This window comes from Vibrio sp. 9-16B-A1 (assembly GCF_056726165.1).
In genome coordinates this window covers 125,017-140,690 of sequence record NZ_JBSDZD010000012.1, presented here as the reverse complement: position 1 = coordinate 140,690, position 15,674 = coordinate 125,017, and the positions used below count along the sequence as shown (strand labels likewise).

At 47.9% G+C, this 15,674-nt stretch carries 22 protein-coding genes; 20 read left to right on the top strand and 2 right to left on the bottom strand.

Annotation, left to right across the window (positions count from 1 at the left end):
• The first annotated feature begins 7 nt into the window (after positions 1-7).
• From ACVB80_RS18455 to ACVB80_RS18395, 13 genes are all read left to right on the top strand, one after another.
• Entirely contained in the window at positions 8-280 is a 273-nt protein-coding gene (locus ACVB80_RS18455) for a hypothetical protein (protein WP_481082760.1), read from the top strand.
• A gap of 62 nt (positions 281-342) precedes the next feature.
• Positions 343-1,512, top strand: coding sequence for a phage tail sheath C-terminal domain-containing protein (locus ACVB80_RS18450; protein ID WP_481082759.1), 1,170 nt, complete (start codon positions 343-345; stop codon positions 1,510-1,512).
• 10 nt (positions 1,513-1,522) lie between these two features.
• Complete coding sequence (locus ACVB80_RS18445) at positions 1,523-2,038, top strand: phage major tail tube protein (RefSeq protein ID WP_481082758.1); 516 nt, start codon at positions 1,523-1,525, stop codon at positions 2,036-2,038.
• A gap of 2 nt (positions 2,039-2,040) precedes the next feature.
• The gene (locus tag ACVB80_RS18440; protein WP_481082757.1) at positions 2,041-2,424 is read left to right on the top strand and encodes a phage tail assembly protein; all 384 of its coding nucleotides are present in this window, start codon (positions 2,041-2,043) and stop codon (positions 2,422-2,424) included.
• A gap of 56 nt (positions 2,425-2,480) precedes the next feature.
• Positions 2,481-4,931, top strand: coding sequence for a phage tail tape measure protein (locus ACVB80_RS18435; RefSeq protein ID WP_481082756.1), 2,451 nt, complete (start codon positions 2,481-2,483; stop codon positions 4,929-4,931).
• Between the two features lie 8 nt (positions 4,932-4,939).
• On the top strand, positions 4,940-5,335 hold the full coding sequence (locus tag ACVB80_RS18430; RefSeq protein WP_481082755.1) for a phage tail protein: 396 nt from the start codon (positions 4,940-4,942) through the stop codon (positions 5,333-5,335).
• Positions 5,332-5,538 (top strand): tail protein X, encoded by a 207-nt coding sequence (locus ACVB80_RS18425; protein ID WP_481082754.1) that lies wholly within the window; start codon positions 5,332-5,334, stop codon positions 5,536-5,538. The genes ACVB80_RS18430 and ACVB80_RS18425 overlap by 4 nt, the downstream gene beginning before the upstream one ends.
• Positions 5,529-6,539: a contractile injection system protein, VgrG/Pvc8 family gene (locus ACVB80_RS18420; protein ID WP_481082753.1), complete on the top strand. Its 1,011-nt coding sequence runs from the start codon at positions 5,529-5,531 to the stop codon at positions 6,537-6,539. The genes ACVB80_RS18425 and ACVB80_RS18420 overlap by 10 nt, the downstream gene beginning before the upstream one ends.
• Before the next feature lie 100 nt (positions 6,540-6,639).
• Positions 6,640-7,365 (top strand): hypothetical protein, encoded by a 726-nt coding sequence (locus tag ACVB80_RS18415; protein WP_481082752.1) that lies wholly within the window; start codon positions 6,640-6,642, stop codon positions 7,363-7,365.
• A 150-nt stretch (positions 7,366-7,515) separates the two neighbouring features.
• Positions 7,516-9,072 (top strand): LA2681 family HEPN domain-containing protein, encoded by a 1,557-nt coding sequence (locus ACVB80_RS18410; protein ID WP_481082751.1) that lies wholly within the window; start codon positions 7,516-7,518, stop codon positions 9,070-9,072.
• Positions 9,073-9,311: 239 nt separating this feature from the next.
• Positions 9,312-10,223, top strand: a complete 912-nt coding sequence (locus tag ACVB80_RS18405) for an endonuclease/exonuclease/phosphatase family protein (protein WP_481082750.1) — start codon at positions 9,312-9,314, stop codon at positions 10,221-10,223.
• Between the two features lie 28 nt (positions 10,224-10,251).
• Positions 10,252-10,446 carry a hypothetical protein gene (locus ACVB80_RS18400; RefSeq protein WP_481082749.1) on the top strand — a complete coding sequence of 65 codons (195 nt, stop codon included), beginning with the start codon at positions 10,252-10,254 and terminating at the stop codon, positions 10,444-10,446.
• Positions 10,447-10,699: 253 nt separating this feature from the next.
• Positions 10,700-11,227, top strand: a complete 528-nt coding sequence (locus tag ACVB80_RS18395) for a hypothetical protein (protein ID WP_481082748.1) — start codon at positions 10,700-10,702, stop codon at positions 11,225-11,227.
• Here the strand turns inward: ACVB80_RS18395 and ACVB80_RS18390 are convergent.
• Positions 11,211-11,528 (bottom strand): helix-turn-helix domain-containing protein, encoded by a 318-nt coding sequence (locus ACVB80_RS18390; RefSeq protein WP_481082747.1) that lies wholly within the window; start codon positions 11,526-11,528, stop codon positions 11,211-11,213. The genes ACVB80_RS18395 and ACVB80_RS18390 overlap by 17 nt on opposite strands.
• A gap of 280 nt (positions 11,529-11,808) precedes the next feature.
• The gene (locus ACVB80_RS18385; RefSeq protein ID WP_481082746.1) at positions 11,809-12,642 is read right to left on the bottom strand and encodes a helix-turn-helix domain-containing protein; all 834 of its coding nucleotides are present in this window, start codon (positions 12,640-12,642) and stop codon (positions 11,809-11,811) included.
• A 110-nt stretch (positions 12,643-12,752) separates the two neighbouring features.
• On the opposite strand from ACVB80_RS18385, the gene ACVB80_RS18380 reads away from it, so the two are divergent.
• From ACVB80_RS18380 to ACVB80_RS18350, 7 genes are all read left to right on the top strand, one after another.
• Positions 12,753-12,944, top strand: coding sequence for a hypothetical protein (locus tag ACVB80_RS18380; protein ID WP_481082745.1), 192 nt, complete (start codon positions 12,753-12,755; stop codon positions 12,942-12,944).
• Positions 12,945-12,997: 53 nt separating this feature from the next.
• Entirely contained in the window at positions 12,998-13,513 is a 516-nt protein-coding gene (locus tag ACVB80_RS18375) for a BRO-N domain-containing protein (RefSeq protein WP_481082744.1), read from the top strand.
• Positions 13,514-13,698: 185 nt separating this feature from the next.
• Positions 13,699-14,181: a phage regulatory CII family protein gene (locus tag ACVB80_RS18370; protein ID WP_481082743.1), complete on the top strand. Its 483-nt coding sequence runs from the start codon at positions 13,699-13,701 to the stop codon at positions 14,179-14,181.
• Positions 14,182-14,208: 27 nt separating this feature from the next.
• Positions 14,209-14,877, top strand: coding sequence for a tyrosine-type recombinase/integrase (locus tag ACVB80_RS18365; protein ID WP_481082742.1), 669 nt, complete (start codon positions 14,209-14,211; stop codon positions 14,875-14,877).
• Positions 14,865-15,068, top strand: a complete 204-nt coding sequence (locus tag ACVB80_RS18360) for a hypothetical protein (RefSeq protein WP_481082741.1) — start codon at positions 14,865-14,867, stop codon at positions 15,066-15,068. The genes ACVB80_RS18365 and ACVB80_RS18360 overlap by 13 nt, the downstream gene beginning before the upstream one ends.
• Before the next feature lie 9 nt (positions 15,069-15,077).
• Complete coding sequence (locus ACVB80_RS18355; RefSeq protein WP_481082740.1) at positions 15,078-15,380, top strand: hypothetical protein; 303 nt, start codon at positions 15,078-15,080, stop codon at positions 15,378-15,380.
• Positions 15,377-15,667: a hypothetical protein gene (locus ACVB80_RS18350; protein ID WP_481082739.1), complete on the top strand. Its 291-nt coding sequence runs from the start codon at positions 15,377-15,379 to the stop codon at positions 15,665-15,667. Before ACVB80_RS18355 ends, ACVB80_RS18350 begins: the two co-directional genes overlap by 4 nt.
• Positions 15,668-15,674: the final 7 nt, after the last annotated feature.

Below are 15,674 nucleotides of genomic sequence, written 5' to 3'. Positions count from 1 at the left end.
GGTCATTATGTTGCTCGATATTAACCACAACGGAAAGCTGTACTATCAACACAAAGAAGAAGACTTGCTTGCATTGGGCATACCCGCAAGTGTCATTGAGTCTGAAAAGGTTCAGGCAGAGTCTGATCGCGTGTCGGGGTTAAGACAGGCTGCCTATAAAAAGGAATCCGACCCTCTCTACATGGAATGGCAATACGACCAAACCGCAGAAAAAGAGCAAGCCTGGCGCGATAAAGTAGCTGAAATTAAAGCCCGCTACCCACTACCAACCCAGAACTAACCAAACAACTCAATACCCAAAGCCGCTGAAGGTGTGTATTCCAAACAAGAGGATTTCACCTTATGGCTGGATTCAAACATGGCATTTTTGGCAGTACCGATAACAGTGGTACCCGCCCGATGCTTATGGCCGATACCTCGTTCGCTGTGGTGGTCGGTACCGCTCCTGATGCAGATGCTTCTGTTTTCCCTGCTGATACCCCTGTACTGATTGCCGGTAACCCTCATATGGTGGCCAAGCTTGATATGACCGGCGCAGGCAAAGGCACGCTCTTTGATGGACTCACTGCAGTTTACGACCAGCAACGCTGTACTATCTGCGTGATCCGGGTTGAAGAGGGCGCCAACGAAGCCGAAACCATCACTAAAATCATTGGTGGAGTTGACCCGCAAACGGGTAAAAAGTCAGGCCTTGAAGCGATTCTGGACGTGCAGGCGGTAACTGGTAAGCGTCCGCGCCTTCTGGCCGCGCCGGGATTTACTCAGAACCAGTCGGTACTCACCAAGCTGCTGCCAATTGCTACCCGTTTGCGCTGCAAAGTGTTTGCTGATTGTCCGTTCTCACCGAAGTATGCCGATACCGTAACCTATCGTCAGCTGTGGGGTGACCGTCGTCTCGAGCTTTGCTGGCCGCGTATGAAGAACGCGACCGGTGATCGCCTGGTACCAATGTCAGCTTTTCTGCTTGGCCTCGAAATTCAGAAAGACCAAGATGCGAATGCCGGCTACAGCGCATCACTTTCTAACCGCCGTATTAACGGCACTATGGGCACCGAGTTTCCGGTCGATTATGCAGACGGTGATACCAACTGTATGTCCCACCTGCTCAACGAAAACCAGATCACCACAGTTATCCTGGATGACGGCTACCGCAGCTGGGGCAACCTGAGCTGCAGTGATGACCCGAAATGGCAGTTTAACTCTCATGTGCGTGTCAATGACATGGTGCTCGATGCCATTACCCTCGGTCTGAAATGGGCGCGTGACCGTAAGATCCTTGCCACCTTCGTGGAAGATGTCACCGAGTCTGTCCAGAACTTCCTTGATGGTGAAACCCGTGCCGGCCATATGTATGGCGCAACCGCCTGGGCAGACGCAGATCTTAATCCGCCAGAGTCCATCATTGCGGGTAACTTCTATCTCGATTACGACTTCACCCCGCCGGGTATCGCGCAGGCTATCCACGTAACGAGCCATTTCACCAACGATTACGCTGACGTGATCTTTAAATAAGGACTGAACTATGCAACGCAGAGCTCCAAATACGCTGGTTGATTACGCCTGGTACCAGGATGGTTCTGGCATGATCGGCTTGGTGCCTAAAGTCAAACTGCCTCCGCTGACCCGTATCGTTGAAGAGTACATTGCCGGCGGCATGGTGGGCGCCATCAAAGTCGATATGGGCGCGATGGAAACGGAAGATCTGGAAGTCACGCTGGCTGAGCCGAATCCAAGCACAATCAAAATGTTTGGCCTTACCAACGGTCAGGAAAAGCCCTTTACCTTCCGCGCTGCTTACAAAGGTGGTGGCGCCACTGCAGATAAATTCAAATGCCAGGTGTATGGCCGGGTTATTGGATTGGATCTGGGTGAGATGGAACGTAAGAAGCTGACCGAGGTTCAGTGCAAAATCACCTGGACCAAACTCAAGATCGAATACAACGGCGAAGTGCTGGCAGATATCGACCTGGTCTCAGGTAAAGAAATCGTGGGCGGTGTCGATCGCCGTGCAGACATCAACGCAGCACTGGGGATTTAAGCATGTATCAACCGATTAAAGTGACACTGCAACAGGCGACTGAGTTTGATGGAAAGCCGGTTACGGCAGTCACCATGCGCCCACCAACGTCAAATGATGTTCTGCATGCTCAGCAGCAGGGCAAAGTCGTGGTGGGTAGTCAGATTGTGGTGGATGACGGGGAGCATGAAGCCCATCTGTTCGCCAACCTGACGGATACCACCCGGGAGTTTATCGGCTCCCTGCAGTTTTACGATTACACCCAACTGCAGAAGGCGTATGACTGTTTTTTGTTGCCTCTCCCGCAGTCTGCCGCCAAATGTGCCTTGCTGTTTCCAGGTTCTGCGGAGGGATCTCCCTCGACGAACTCAGAAGACTCAGCATCGCAGAGCTCAGCGACTGGTTAAACGAATGCACTGAGCTTGCAGCACTGCGTAACGAAGACGACTAAAAAGAGGATGCAATGACTGATAGAAAACACTCTGTCGGCATTGGTGTAGAAGCCCGGGTAGACAAGAGCGTCACCCGGGCTTTTTCCCAGGTTGAGCAGCAGAATCAGAAACTGGGCAAAGACGCGCAGCGCCTGAGCCGGGATACACAAAAGCTGGGGCGGGACAGCACCAGAACAGGTACCCGGGTGGGCGGTTTGGGGCGCTCACTGCGCAAAGCCGGTGCGGGCGTCAAGCGCTACACCCGCGATATAGGCCAGGCTATCCGTAAGAATAACCTGCTGCGCAAAAGCGTAGACGGGTTGGGGGACGGATTGGATGTGGTCGGTAACCAATGGACTGCACTCGCAACGGGTGCCGCTGGTGCAGGCTCTGCCGTCGCAGTAATGGGGCTGGAAGAGCGCTACGAGCGGTTAGGCATCCAGGTGGGTAAGTCTAAAGAAGAGATGGCCGCGCTTCGCAAAGAGATGTTTGCGACCTCTCAGCAGGCAGATATCCGTGTAGATCAGGGCGAGATGCTGGCAGCAGTCGAGAAGATCGTCGAGAAAACAGGTGATCTTAAGTTTGCCGAGGAGAACATGGCCAACATAGGCCGGGTCATGCAGGCAACCGGTGCGGCCGGTGTTGATGTCGGTGAAATGTTCGCGGATATGTCCACCAAGTTTGGCCTAAAGAACAGTGAAGATGTGCTGTCCGCTATCGATACCCTGGTTGTCCAGGGTAAAGCCGGTGCCTTTACGCTGCAGAACCTCGCGGCTGAAGGTGCGTCCGTATCTGCGGCTTATGCCGCTATGGGCCGGACCGGGCCAAAAGCAGTGCAGGAAATGGGCGCCATGCTGCAGATCTCCCGCATGGGCTCGGGCTCTGCAGCAGAAGCGGCCAGTGCCATGGAATCGGTACTGGCGGATATCACGTCCAACTATGAAGACATTGAAGCGCTGGGGATTGAAGTCTTTGACCAGGAAGCGCTGGCCCGGGGAGAGAAGAAGTTCCGCGAGCTGCCGCTCATCGTTAAAGAAGTCATGGAGGCTACTAACTCAGACATCACCGAATACAGCAAGCTGTTTGGCGATGAGGCCATGCGCTTCATGAAAGTGCTGTCTACGGATGACGGGAAACAAGCCTTCGATTCATTCCTCGCTATTAGTGGAGACGGTACCGCCGTTCTGCAGGACTCCACCCGTGCAGCCAAAACGGCCAACGCCGCCATGATGAGCCTGAAAACAGCCTGGATGGGCTTTGCAGACGAAAAGCTGGCAGAACCTATTGCCAACCTGGCCGATCTGATTAACAGCATTGCTCCGGATACGCTGGCCAATGCCCTGACCGGAGCCACTGCCGTTGCAGGCGCTCTGGGCGCGGCATGGATTGGGCGTAAAGCATGGAATGTGGGTAAGAGTGTAAAAGGCCTTTTTGGTGGCGGCAGTGGTGACGGTGGTGCTTCTGGCTTACCAGACAGCGGTGAAGTCTCGAAAGTTTACGTTACCAACATGCCTGATGGTGGTTTTGGGGCTGATGGCCCCGGTCGCCGACGCAGAAGGAGAGGCAAGGCCCGAACGCGGCGGGTGAGAGTGGGCGCTGCAGTAAAAAGAACCATGTTTAACCCGGGAATGATGAAGTCTCTCTCCGGCGCTACGTCGGTACTGAGTAAAGGTGCTGGCATGTTGGGTGCAGTAGGCAGACGCATTCCGTATATGGGCGCGTTGATGGGCGCAATGGATATCGGCAGCGCCCTGACGGATGACTCCCTCAGCAAGAAAGAGAAAGCGCAGGAAGTGGGTGGCAGCGTTGGCCAGATGGGTGGCATTGCCGCCGGTGCTGCAGCTGGCGCTGCGATTGGTTCGGTCGTTCCGGTGATTGGCACTGCAGTTGGTGGTGTTATCGGCAGCGTTATCGGTGGCATTGGCATGGAAAAAGTCGGGCGCTGGGTAGGCAGTTGGTTTGGTGATGATGAAAAACCGAACCCTAAACCCGGTGACTCTGTAACTAATCAAACCGTGACCACACACAACCAGTCCAGTCAGGAGATCAACACAGTCCAGCCGGTAGAGACAAATGTTGTGGAAGTGGCAGGTAGGCCTTGCGCGGTAGTTAAAGCTGGAGATTCAGTTAACCAGCAGAACGCTACCTACAACCAATCCAGCCAGGTAAACAACACCGTACATCCAATAGAAACCAACGTAGTGGAGATTACCGGTACGAACACTCCTGCAGTTAAAGCCGGTGATACCGTTACAACCAACCATGTGCAGAACCTGGAGAACCGCCAGCTGATCAACAACGTGCAGCAGGTGGTAGGTTCTCAAACTCAGCCACGGGCTGAAGTTAAATTTGCTCCTGTTTTCCACGTCACCGGCTCTGTTGATGACAATCAGATCGACAAGCTGGAAAAGATGGTGATGCGGCTGGCCAAACAGCTGAACAAACTGCAGGGTGGCGGTACTAACATGGCCTTTGCTGATTAGGAGGACAGATGGCAGACGTAATGATGGCGCTCGGTGATTACCGGTTCTCAATTGATACGGCAGCACTGCAGAGCATAAGTGAAACCCATGCGTGGCGGTGGGCCGATCACAACGTAGCGGGCCAGAAACCCCGCTCTCAGTTTATCGGTGCGGACCTCTCTGCTCTTAACCTGCAGGGGACTATCTATCCGCATTATCGTGGAGGACTGGAACAGACCGACAAAATGAAAGCAGAAGGCGATAAGGGCCAGCCGCTGCTGCTGGTTGATGGTATGGGCCGGGACTGGGGCAACTGGACGGTAAGACAACTGCAGGTCGATAAGAGTAAGCTCTGGCGGCAGGGCGCACCGCTGAAGGTGGAGTTTACTATTGAGCTGAAAGAGTTTGCGGGAGACACACAATGACCACTTACATCACCAAAGACGGCGACCAGATAGACGACATTGCCGACCGTTATTACAACGGCAGGCCTGATGCCTACGAGGAAGTGCTGAAAGCCAACCGCGGGCTTTCAGCTATGCCGCACCCGTTAGCTGGCGGGGTCAAAATTATCCTGCCTAAGCTCGAGGAACCGACTCTGGAAGGGGAGATCAGCCTGTGGGATTAGCGGCTTATAAAATCGTGGCCAATGGCAAAGACATTACGGAAGTGATCCGCCCTTTGTTCCTCAGCCTGACCATTACCGACGAAGCTGGCCGCTCGAGCGACAGCTTTACCCTGAGCCTGGTTGATGATGGCAAGATAGCTTTTCCTCAGTCCGAAGCGACTCTGCAGATCTATACCGGTGAATCCAAACAGGCGCTTGAGAGCCGCGGGGTGTTTACCGTTAACTCAGTTAAGCTGACCAGCCCGGAAAAACGTATTGAGCTCTCTGGTGATGCCGCCAATCTCTCCGGAGAGTTTAAAAACCAGCGGGACTATACCTGGGAGAACATGACGCTTAAGGCGCTGGTTGAGACAGTCGCCAACCGGTGCGGATACAAGCCAGCGGTTTCTGACCAGTATGCTCAGGTCACCATTACCCACCGCAACCAGACCGGCCAGAGCGATGCAGATTTGCTGACCGAGCTGGCCGACGAACACAACGCCACCATGAAGGTGAAGCAGAAAAAGCTGATCTTCTTCCCCCGGGGAGACAACCAGACCGTATCAGGCAAAGCTCTGCCTGCTGTTCCCCTGCACCTTACTGACGAAGTGGAAGCCACGATCACCCTGTCCGGTGCCGGTAAGTTTAAAGCCGTGGTTGCCCGCTGGCATGACGGTGATGCAGCTCAGACCAAAACCGTCAGGATTGGAGAGCCAGAGGGCAGGGCAAAGCAGCTCAACGCCAACTACCCGGATGAAGCCGCAGCACGGGCAGCAGCAGAAGCGGAACTGCACAACCTCAAGCGTGCCGAATACACACTGGAAATTGACGAGTTTCCTTTTGTTCCAGGCCTGATTGCTGAGCGTAACATCAGGTTAAGTGGGCATCACCGCCCGCAGTTTAATGGTGAGTGGATGTGCGAGAGCGTGACGGAGAGGCTGGATGACAACGGGCATGTGCTGAGTGGGCGGTTTGTGGCGCCGAAGCAGGAAGTGGCAAATATCCCCGGCTTTAGTAATTGACTGTGCAACTCTGATAACTGAAACTATATACACTATGCGGCCTTGACTCCGAGCACCTTTCGGTCACGGGTGGCATCAAAAAACAAATCAGCTGGTTATTATGGTAAAGGTAAAAATGATTTCTTACGAGAAGGTTCCTTTTCAGCTTTTTAAAGATAGAGTTGTTGAAGCAAGTAAGGCAACGCACCCCAACTTTACTAGTTATTCTCTGGGTGAGATGGAAATATCCGAATTTAAAGGTCGATACGTGAAGGATTTACCTTCAGTATCCTTTATGTTGTATGTTGACTACTCGGTACTTACTGATGTCTGCTTCAAAGAATCCGGTATGGCGTTTATCAATTATTCAGATAATGAATACTATTTAAACGTTCATCTGGAGATAAAGAAAAGCGAGTGGAAAGAATCGTTCCGCCTGGAATTTTTTCCTGATGTATTTCGAGAGGAGTTAATCTCACATGGTGTTAGGTTACGTAGCGATGAACCCGTAGATATAACCGAGGGCTTTTTGGATCATGATTTTACGCTACATTTACGTGCAGACTGTGATTTATATGATGAGATTGAAATGTGCTTGAAAGCATATAAGTCATCTTTTATTGGTGCATTACTGCGTATTAACTCTCTTGATATTAAGATAATAGAGAAGAAGATTACGGATGTTGGCTATACAGATAGTAGTGCTAAGATATTTCATCCTGTGGTGTCAAACATGTTAAGTAGTCCTAAGTTGTCCGTTAAATTTCTTGGCTTTATGGTTGTTGCCGTTCTTGTGATTTCTACGGTAGTTGGAGTTATGGCTGATTATATAGAAGTATTCGGTTGAGCTTTTACTTCCACCAAGCAACTAACAAGGCAACCCGTTACACTCCGTATTTTTTACACGAACGTTAGAGTTAAATCTTGCCATATGCCTAGAAAATATCAAGATTTGACAGCGAACACTTTGATTAACAGCTTTTTATAAGAAAATATTATGAATGATTTAAATGAAGTCCACAATAAAATTCAATTGTTACATAACTGTTTTGGAGAGTTGTCTTTTGATGTGTCCTTTAGGGAAGCAAATAAGATTTTAAAGAAAATTGGTAGATTGGAGGAGAAGGGGGATGGTTATTATTCGGCTCTTTTTAACTTGTCTGCTGTAATCTCTGATTTTGCACACTTATTTTCCAACAGAGAAGCGGCCGAGTTGGCAAATGAAATAATGGAGAAGAATAAAGCTGATTTTGAGGAGAGGATTAATCCATTTATATTCTATTACAACTATAGCAATATCAAAACAAACATACTGACAAGTCAGGAGCCAACACTACAATCATTTAGAACTATCGAAGAATTGGTTGAATTGAAAGCCCTTATATGGAAGGCCATCAAGTCAGCTCCTGATATTAACTCTGTTCCTGCGGAATGTTATATTAATTTGGGCAATGCGTTGAAGCAGCAGCTTAGGATTACAGAAGCAATGTATTATTATGAAAAGGCAATTGCTATCAATTCAAGTTATCCGCAGAGCTGGTTAAATAGAACTGATTCAATTTTACTACTAAGTAGATTAACTAATGATTACAATTTAAATATGCTTATTCAAGCAAAAAATGGTTATGTTAAGGCATTGCACTCAGGTGGTATTCCAAGGCAAAGTGTAAGGATGTCGCTAGCTTATGCAAAGATTACTAAGATTCAAAGCATAATAGAAGGGCATAATTCAATAAAAGATTCGAATGAATATCAGAAGTGCATAGAATCTGTGTTAAATGATGAATGTGATGACAAATATAGGGCTTTTGTTCAGTCTAATAGGCTTGCATTGTCTGAGCATTCATTATATTGCAATTGTATATCAAAGGAGTACTTGGATGACCTAAGTTTGAATATAGGTGATAGTGAAGATTTTGCATCTATGTCTATGGTATTAAATAGATTAAAGTCAGAATATTCACTGGCTCGTAAGTTTTACTTTGATTATTCAGAGGGAAATGGTTTACACAGTGACAAGGAGGTTTATTATGGGGATAACTTCTACAATGAAACACTATCAGTTGAGCTTGAAAAACTAAGGACATCATTTAAGCTGTGTTTTGGTGTATTGGATAAAATTGGAGTGGCAATATGTGATTTGTTAGACTTTTACCCACCAAATAAACAAGTGTCCTTTCAAAGTTTTTGGCAGCTAGATAGGAATGGGCGTAGAGATAAAATTGAAGCTGAAAACAATCTTCCATTGCTGGCTCTATATAGTATTGCTACTGACTTAAATGAACGAAAGGAAGGGGAGTGGGCTTTTTATAAGCAGTGGAGAAACGACTTGGAGCACAAGTTTGTTATCGTTCAAAAGGATAACTTTAAAGCGCCAAAAATGTCCAAGGAATTCGAAGATGGTGTGATTTTTATTGGTGAAGAAGAGTTTGTTCATCACTTGAAGCGGTTATTCCAGCTTACACGGTCTGCTATCTTTTCGTTTGTATATGCAGTCAAGCAGAAATACATTAGTGAAAACGGTATCGACACGGTGTTTATTGATTTGCACTGAATGAATTATGGGATTAAGTCTTACCATTTGTCTAGAAAATATCAAGACTTGATCCCGAGAACCCAATACAAAATATAGTAAATACACCATAACTCTCATTTTCTCCCCAAAAAGCCTCCTGCAGCTTTTCATCAGCCCTGGAGACAGGGTTAATACTTTTCTAGTTAGTTAAAAACGAGCTCAAAGTCACAACTTTGACCATATGCTCTTCTATGCTTATTGGTGTGTAAGGAGGACATATGAAAAAACTATTATTACCGCTTCTATTGCTTTCGACTGCGACAGTAGCGGAACCGCTTCGGTTGGCAACCTGGAACATGGAATGGCTAGATCAAGGCTCTGCACGACCTGAGTCGTTGCGCTCTTCGGCTGATTACATGGTAATGCGTGATCTTGCTGATCAATTAGCAGCGGACGTCATTGCATTCCAGGAAGTTGCTGACTACCGTTCGCTAACACGGGTTTTGGATAAGTATCAGTACAAAATAGAAATCTCCGAGAGGAAGGATAAGGTAGAGAAAACTACTGATCCGATGAAATGGCGCCAGTTTGTAGGCTTAGCCATCAGAAAAGGGATAGAGTTTGAGCGGCAACCAGACCTGTCTGCACTAGATGTAAAGGGTAATCACCGTCTCCGGTATGGAGTTGATGTTATTCTCCATAAAAATGGGGAGCCAGCACTGCGAGTTCTCGCAGTCCATCTGAAGAGTCGCTGTTTCTATCAGGGACGGGAATCAAGTGATAGTTGTAAAACTCTGGATGAGCAAGTGACACAGCTAGAAAGTTGGATAGATGCTCGTGCCGAGGAAAGCCTGCCATTTGTAGTTATGGGTGACTTTAACCGTCAACTGAACGGATATAGAGATTGGTTTTGGCCTGAAATTAATGATGCTGCTCCTCAAGGTTTAGCTCTTTATCTGGCGGCGGGAAAAGAAAAGAGTAGATGTCAGTGCAAAGAGTATGACATAGAAGGTCATCGCTGGGCTCTGAAACGTTATGAAAGCTATATTGACCATATTGTAATGGATAGTAGAGCAAAAAATCTTATGGTTCCAGAGTCATTTAAACAGTTTATATATAACCCTGATGATGTCATAAACTTAAATTTGTCAGATCACTGTCCGATTAGGATTACTCTGGATATTGAATGAGATATTGTTAATATACAAGGAAATAACCATGGAAATTGATATGGGTAAGACATATACAAGGCAAGAGTTTGTTGAGGTTTTGAGTCAGTTTCTAGAGTCAAAATCAGTAGCTAATCTATCAGAAATTAAAATTAGCTTTAAGGAGACGAATGGTGATGGTGATGAAATACTCCGTTGTGTAATCTGCGGTGATACAATGAAGTATGCCGTACATTCTGACTGAATCATACTGGTATTGAGGTGAATCATTACAATAGAAAAAACTAAGAAAGTGGTGGTAGTTTCTACCAGTATTATTTCTGGTTGTCCATATGGATGCAATTTGCCATACAATGGACAAAGTTTTGAAGCCAGTGTAAATCACTATATTGAAAAGCATGGATATAAGTTGCTCCACGTTGGTCAAGAAAGTGAAAATGATAGCCAGGGGCAACCATACCACTCAACAGTGGCCGTTTTGGGTAAGGAGTAAATACATGGCACATGTTCGAGTTTACCCTCACAATGATTTAATGAACTTGGCATTCTATCATTTAGGGACGATCCGAGATAAAGCAGACAAAGACGAGGAAGATGCAGTAGCACTGGATTGCCTGTCTTGTTTAATTTCTTTGGCTTTTTCCGTAGAAGCTTTAATTAATTTTGTAGGCTCAGTACGAGTCAAACGTTGGAAAGAGAGAGACGCATATATAGCTAAAGTAAAAAAAGTCTGCGCGGTTGCTGGTGAAGAGTTTGATCCGAATGTAGGTATATATAAGCAGTTATGGGAGTTGAAGGTCCTTCGAGATGAAGTTGCCCATGGCAAGCCGATTGAGTTGGTGACAGAGGCCAAGACCCGTGAAGAACTCCAAATGAAAATGGAATGTCCTTGGGATAAGCATCTAACACAGGAATATGTAGAAAGTGCTTATATAGCGGTGAAAGCATTTGAACGAAAGGTGTTTGAAAATTGTAAGATCCCAAAAGGACAGACGTTAACTTCATCATTCATGGCGGCCCCATAACCCTCATAACTTCCAAAACAGCTTCCTGCTGATCCTCCGTTAGCCCTGAGAACAGGGCTAACAATTCCTGCTCTTTGGCTTGCGGCGATATCGGGCGTATAGGCAGTTGCCCCGACAGATACCAAGTCACATTGATATTGAGTAGGTCACATAACCTCAAAATTTCTCGCATGGTTCTCGGTTTGCGATCGGTTGTCTCCCACGCTTTGATGGTATGGGCAGACTTGTGCATTGCTTTGGCAACCTGATCTCGAGATAACCCCGCTGCTTTCCTTGCCTGTCTCAGTCGAACTTTTTTCATTGGCGCGCATGATACCGCGAATTCTTGTTGTGGCTTCACGCGAAGCGGAACAGTAGCTAACTTTAAGTCTATCAGTTACAGATCCGCTATATACAAAGTGTCGCACTTAATCTGTGAGGCAAAGTCGATATAGTTTGAACAAATGTTAAAAAATATTTTATAAACAGTTGGATAGGATTAGTGGCTAGCAGTGACGGAAACAAGAAAGAGTTTTCGCCAGAGCAGCAGGTTTTTGCTCTGGCATTGGCGAAATTACTTAAAGCAGTGGAGAGGAGGCAGGTTAATCGCGGATCACATCAAACGCCGTCTGAACAGAATCTGGGGTGATTTCGCCTGGTTCAAGGCCAAGACGTTCGGCCTGGCGGTAGACAGCGGTAATGACTCTGGCGCGCTGGTCGCTGTTTAAGTGTTCATCTAGCTCCTGCTCGCATTCATCAACTAAGCGGACTACAGCACGCATCATGGTTAAGTTAACGGGAGAGGCTGTCTGATTTTCTGTGCCAAATTCAACTTCTTGAACATGGGTGCTTACTTTCTGTGGAGTCAGTAGCCGATTGGTAGAACCGAATAGCTCGTATGTTCCAAGTCTACCGTTAACTATGTCATCTCTTTCGCTATCTGTTAGCAAGGGGACAAATACGGGGCCACCTTTGCTGTTGTACTGCTCAAGCGTATCTGATAATTGCTCGCTACCAGGGCCAGTCAGAATATGCACGATATCGTAGTCAATCAATTTGCTTTTGAACTCATACTTCCCTGGTTGAGCCAATACTAGAGTCGCCCGGCTGGAATGATCACATATGAATACAATCCAATGCTCTTCACCCAGCATTGCTGATACCAGTTCGTTGAGCTGACTAGCTTCTTGATAATGCTCCACAATATAAGGGCTTCCTTCACCAGTAAGGAGCCAGTTTAAGTTGATATTTTCGGCTCTGCGAATAGCTTGTAAGAACTCAGGACCGGGGATGCGGCCTCCTGAAAAGATGTGAGAAATTGACGCACTAGTAAAGCCTAAGCTCTTCCCCCATGGAGTTTGTTTTCTGTCTTTCAGAACGAAGTTGAGACGTTCATCAAAAGAAAGATCCATATATTTACCTTCTTCGGCTTGCATAGTTCCATTTATGGATCTATGATTCGTTTTGTTTGAACACAAAGTCTGTATTTGGATTCTTGGTGAGCATTGAATTCCAAATATCGAGTTTAGCACACATAGGAGGCCATATGGCTACAGCTTCAAGTCCATATTCTGACATGATCTCTACTCGTGATTACCATTTAAGGAAACGAGTAGAGCGTCTAGCAACGTTAGAAGAGCGCAAACTGGCACAAATGACCCGCATTCTTCTGCGTCGAGTAGTTGATGAAGTAGAGGAGGAACGAGGCTTACCGCCAATTGATGAGAAGGCGGCCTAACTGGAGACGTGAGAAATCCAACTGATTTGTTTAACCCCGAGAAGGAATAGAAAATGTCCCAAGTAATTAGAGCTTTTGAAAAAATACTATCGTTTGAATTTGGCGATCAGCAGCTTCGAACTGCTGTAATTGACGAAGGAGGACCGATGTTCTGTGGTAAAGATGTTTGCCAGCTTTTGGATATTGGCAACCCGAGTATGGCAATCAACCGTCTGGATGAAGATGAAAAGGGTATCATTACTACTGAGACCCTTGGTGGCATGCAGGAGCTTCTTTTTGTAACGGAGCCTGGCCTGTATCGATTGGTTTTCACTAGTCGGAAAGAAGAAGCGAAGGCGTTTACCAAATGGGTTACGTCTGAAGTTTTACCTGAAATCCGCCGTACGGGTTCATTTTCACTGACTCCCCAAACAACAGCACGCTCTCGATCTCAATATATCGAGCTGGTTAAGCTGATCTCAAAGGCTAAAACTGAGTTTGAACGTGAAGAACTGAAGCCAGCATTGGAACAGGTAGCCCGGGAGCTGGGATTCAAGAAGCCGAACTATGAGCTGCTAAAAGAGAAGTAATAAAAAACCCTTACCGGACGGCAATCCAGTAAGGGCCCAGAAGGTCTGCAATACAGCAGTCTACTGTAGGGACTAGAGCGAGGCGGCAACCTCTATGCTCACGGCTCCAATACCATTTCATCCTTACCGTAGATTGTAGCGCAGACCTCTGAAAAAACGAAACGTATTCTATTTCAGGAGGTCACATGACCAGCTTAGTGATGCAATCTTGCGCATCGCGGTTGCCAGAGCAGGTGCACCAGGCGTGCGCTGCTACACTGCGAGCGTTTAAAAACACCCACCAAATTGAAGAACTGTTAGGCAAGCGCCCCGGCGTTCTGGCGAACGAACTAAACCCTAACCAGTCCGGCCATAAACTGGGCCTGTCTGATGCCATAGAAATCATGCATATCACAGAAGATGTGCAGATCCTGCGGGCTGTTGCCGCAGAGTTTAACCACTCCCTTTACTTCCTCGCTGACTACCACTCCATAACAGATACTGAATTACTGAGAAGCTACAGCGATTGGCATGCCGAAATTGGCGATGTTAACCGCGAACTGGCGGATGCACTGGCAGACGGAAAAATCCAAAAGGATGAGTTTGCCCGTATCGAGCGCGAGCTGCAGCAGTCGTTCGCTGCCGGGCTTGAGTTCCTGAACCGCGCACGCGCTCTGATTTCTGACTGAGAACTGGCGAAGCCAAGGAGGTATGCCATGAGTGAGTTTTTTCTTCATTACTTCTCTGAGCAGGAAGAGAAGCGTCTATTTAAAACCGTTAAAGAAACCTATGGCCAGTACGCCAGCCGTGATTACTACTGGATGCTGCTGATGCGTGAAACCGCAATCCGGCTTGGCGTTCTGGCCGGGCCGGATGCGGCCAAAGCCAAACGTCATAACCTGCCTATGCAAGGTATGACGGTCGGGGATGCGGAGCGAAGCCTTGAGGAAGGCTACCTGGTGTATGACAGCGATAACGCAAAGAACCAGAAGAAGCATCCGGTTGCCCTGAGCAAATCAGCAAAGCATGCCCTGAAGCAACTGCTCAAGCTTCACGCTGAAATGACCAGAAACTGGGAATGGGAAATTCCAAGGCTGGAGCGCCCTCTGTTTGTAAGCCGTAACCGCCAGGCGATGAGTCGCCGCAGCTTTCAGGATCGTTTCACCAAATGGTGCCGGCTGGCTGAAGTGCCTGAGGGTTCGCCGCACTGGTTGCGTCATACCTGGGCTAAGCGATATCTGGAGAGAACCACGTCACCAGATGCGTTGCGCCGGGTACAAGCAGTGCTGGGACACACCAACCAGGCAACAACAGCGGTGTACACCAAACCGGACCGTGATGCTATGCACTCAGTAATGAGGGAGGCGAGCACATGTTTTCGTTGATTGGTCATAAGGCGGCTGCACTGTTAAGCCGCGGGGATATTGTGAGTTTTGATGGCTCTCGCGGGGATGCTTCTCCGGTCGAGAGCATCCGGGAGCAGGGGCCTAAAGTGCTGGTGAAAGTGATTGGCTCTGATGCGTTGATTATGAATAAGGATCGCCGCGTTGCGGTGTTCTCTGGTCACACGAGATAAGGATGAATCATGTCAGGTTTAATTTCACAAGCACTAACGGAACTGCGCTGTAAAGCCTTTTCTGCCGCGCTGCGTAACATCAACCTGCACGTTTTTAATAACCGTGCAACGGAAAGGGCACTTATTGAGTATGTCGCTACCCGCCTGAGTCTTTACCCAGGTGAGGTCCGGACGTGGCTGGTTTCTGACGGCGTTCCCCGAAAGTACTTGCCTGATTTTCTGGCTGTACTGAACGAGAACTCCGTTTGGGCTGCTCACCAACTTCGGCCATCCCAGTCAATCGCTGCATTTTATCTGGGAGGTGAAAAGTGATCGCCGCGACTCAGTTAAGCCAGGCAGAGCGGGCCTGCCTGTTTAAGCTCGAGCAGCAGATGGTTCGCCAGCAGGGTTTTATTTGCCGTCCGGCATTTCAGGGAGATATCGAACAGGTGTTTTCCCGCTGGGAGCAGGAAGGGCATATCAAACTGGAAACAGAGAGCCTTGAACATATCGAGCCTGAAAAGGTAGAGAAGCTGCAGCTGACCCATATCTGCTCCATGAGTGATGACCTGTGGATAGCGTCGAGCTGCCTGAGGCGGATCTGTGCCCACGACTTATAGCGTATAT

What these genes read in the sequence shown, in the direction of transcription:
- ACVB80_RS18455 (WP_481082760.1), top strand. Translation starts at nt 8, where the DNA reads ATGTTGCTCGATATTAACCACAACGGAAAGCTGTACTATCAACACAAA.
- ACVB80_RS18450 (WP_481082759.1), top strand. Translation starts at nt 343, where the DNA reads ATGGCTGGATTCAAACATGGCATTTTTGGCAGTACCGATAACAGTGGT.
- ACVB80_RS18445 (WP_481082758.1), top strand. Translation starts at nt 1,523, where the DNA reads ATGCAACGCAGAGCTCCAAATACGCTGGTTGATTACGCCTGGTACCAG.
- ACVB80_RS18440 (WP_481082757.1), top strand. Translation starts at nt 2,041, where the DNA reads ATGTATCAACCGATTAAAGTGACACTGCAACAGGCGACTGAGTTTGAT.
- ACVB80_RS18435 (WP_481082756.1), top strand. Translation starts at nt 2,481, where the DNA reads ATGACTGATAGAAAACACTCTGTCGGCATTGGTGTAGAAGCCCGGGTA.
- ACVB80_RS18430 (WP_481082755.1), top strand. Translation starts at nt 4,940, where the DNA reads ATGGCAGACGTAATGATGGCGCTCGGTGATTACCGGTTCTCAATTGAT.
- ACVB80_RS18425 (WP_481082754.1), top strand. Translation starts at nt 5,332, where the DNA reads ATGACCACTTACATCACCAAAGACGGCGACCAGATAGACGACATTGCC.
- ACVB80_RS18415 (WP_481082752.1), top strand. Translation starts at nt 6,640, where the DNA reads ATGGTAAAGGTAAAAATGATTTCTTACGAGAAGGTTCCTTTTCAGCTT.
- ACVB80_RS18410 (WP_481082751.1), top strand. Translation starts at nt 7,516, where the DNA reads ATGAATGATTTAAATGAAGTCCACAATAAAATTCAATTGTTACATAAC.
- ACVB80_RS18405 (WP_481082750.1), top strand. Translation starts at nt 9,312, where the DNA reads ATGAAAAAACTATTATTACCGCTTCTATTGCTTTCGACTGCGACAGTA.
- ACVB80_RS18400 (WP_481082749.1), top strand. Translation starts at nt 10,252, where the DNA reads ATGGAAATTGATATGGGTAAGACATATACAAGGCAAGAGTTTGTTGAG.
- ACVB80_RS18395 (WP_481082748.1), top strand. Translation starts at nt 10,700, where the DNA reads ATGGCACATGTTCGAGTTTACCCTCACAATGATTTAATGAACTTGGCA.
- ACVB80_RS18390 (WP_481082747.1), bottom strand. Translation starts at nt 11,528, where the DNA reads ATGAAAAAAGTTCGACTGAGACAGGCAAGGAAAGCAGCGGGGTTATCT.
- ACVB80_RS18385 (WP_481082746.1), bottom strand. Translation starts at nt 12,642, where the DNA reads ATGCAAGCCGAAGAAGGTAAATATATGGATCTTTCTTTTGATGAACGT.
- ACVB80_RS18380 (WP_481082745.1), top strand. Translation starts at nt 12,753, where the DNA reads ATGGCTACAGCTTCAAGTCCATATTCTGACATGATCTCTACTCGTGAT.
- ACVB80_RS18375 (WP_481082744.1), top strand. Translation starts at nt 12,998, where the DNA reads ATGTCCCAAGTAATTAGAGCTTTTGAAAAAATACTATCGTTTGAATTT.
- ACVB80_RS18370 (WP_481082743.1), top strand. Translation starts at nt 13,699, where the DNA reads ATGACCAGCTTAGTGATGCAATCTTGCGCATCGCGGTTGCCAGAGCAG.
- ACVB80_RS18365 (WP_481082742.1), top strand. Translation starts at nt 14,209, where the DNA reads ATGAGTGAGTTTTTTCTTCATTACTTCTCTGAGCAGGAAGAGAAGCGT.
- ACVB80_RS18360 (WP_481082741.1), top strand. Translation starts at nt 14,865, where the DNA reads ATGTTTTCGTTGATTGGTCATAAGGCGGCTGCACTGTTAAGCCGCGGG.
- ACVB80_RS18355 (WP_481082740.1), top strand. Translation starts at nt 15,078, where the DNA reads ATGTCAGGTTTAATTTCACAAGCACTAACGGAACTGCGCTGTAAAGCC.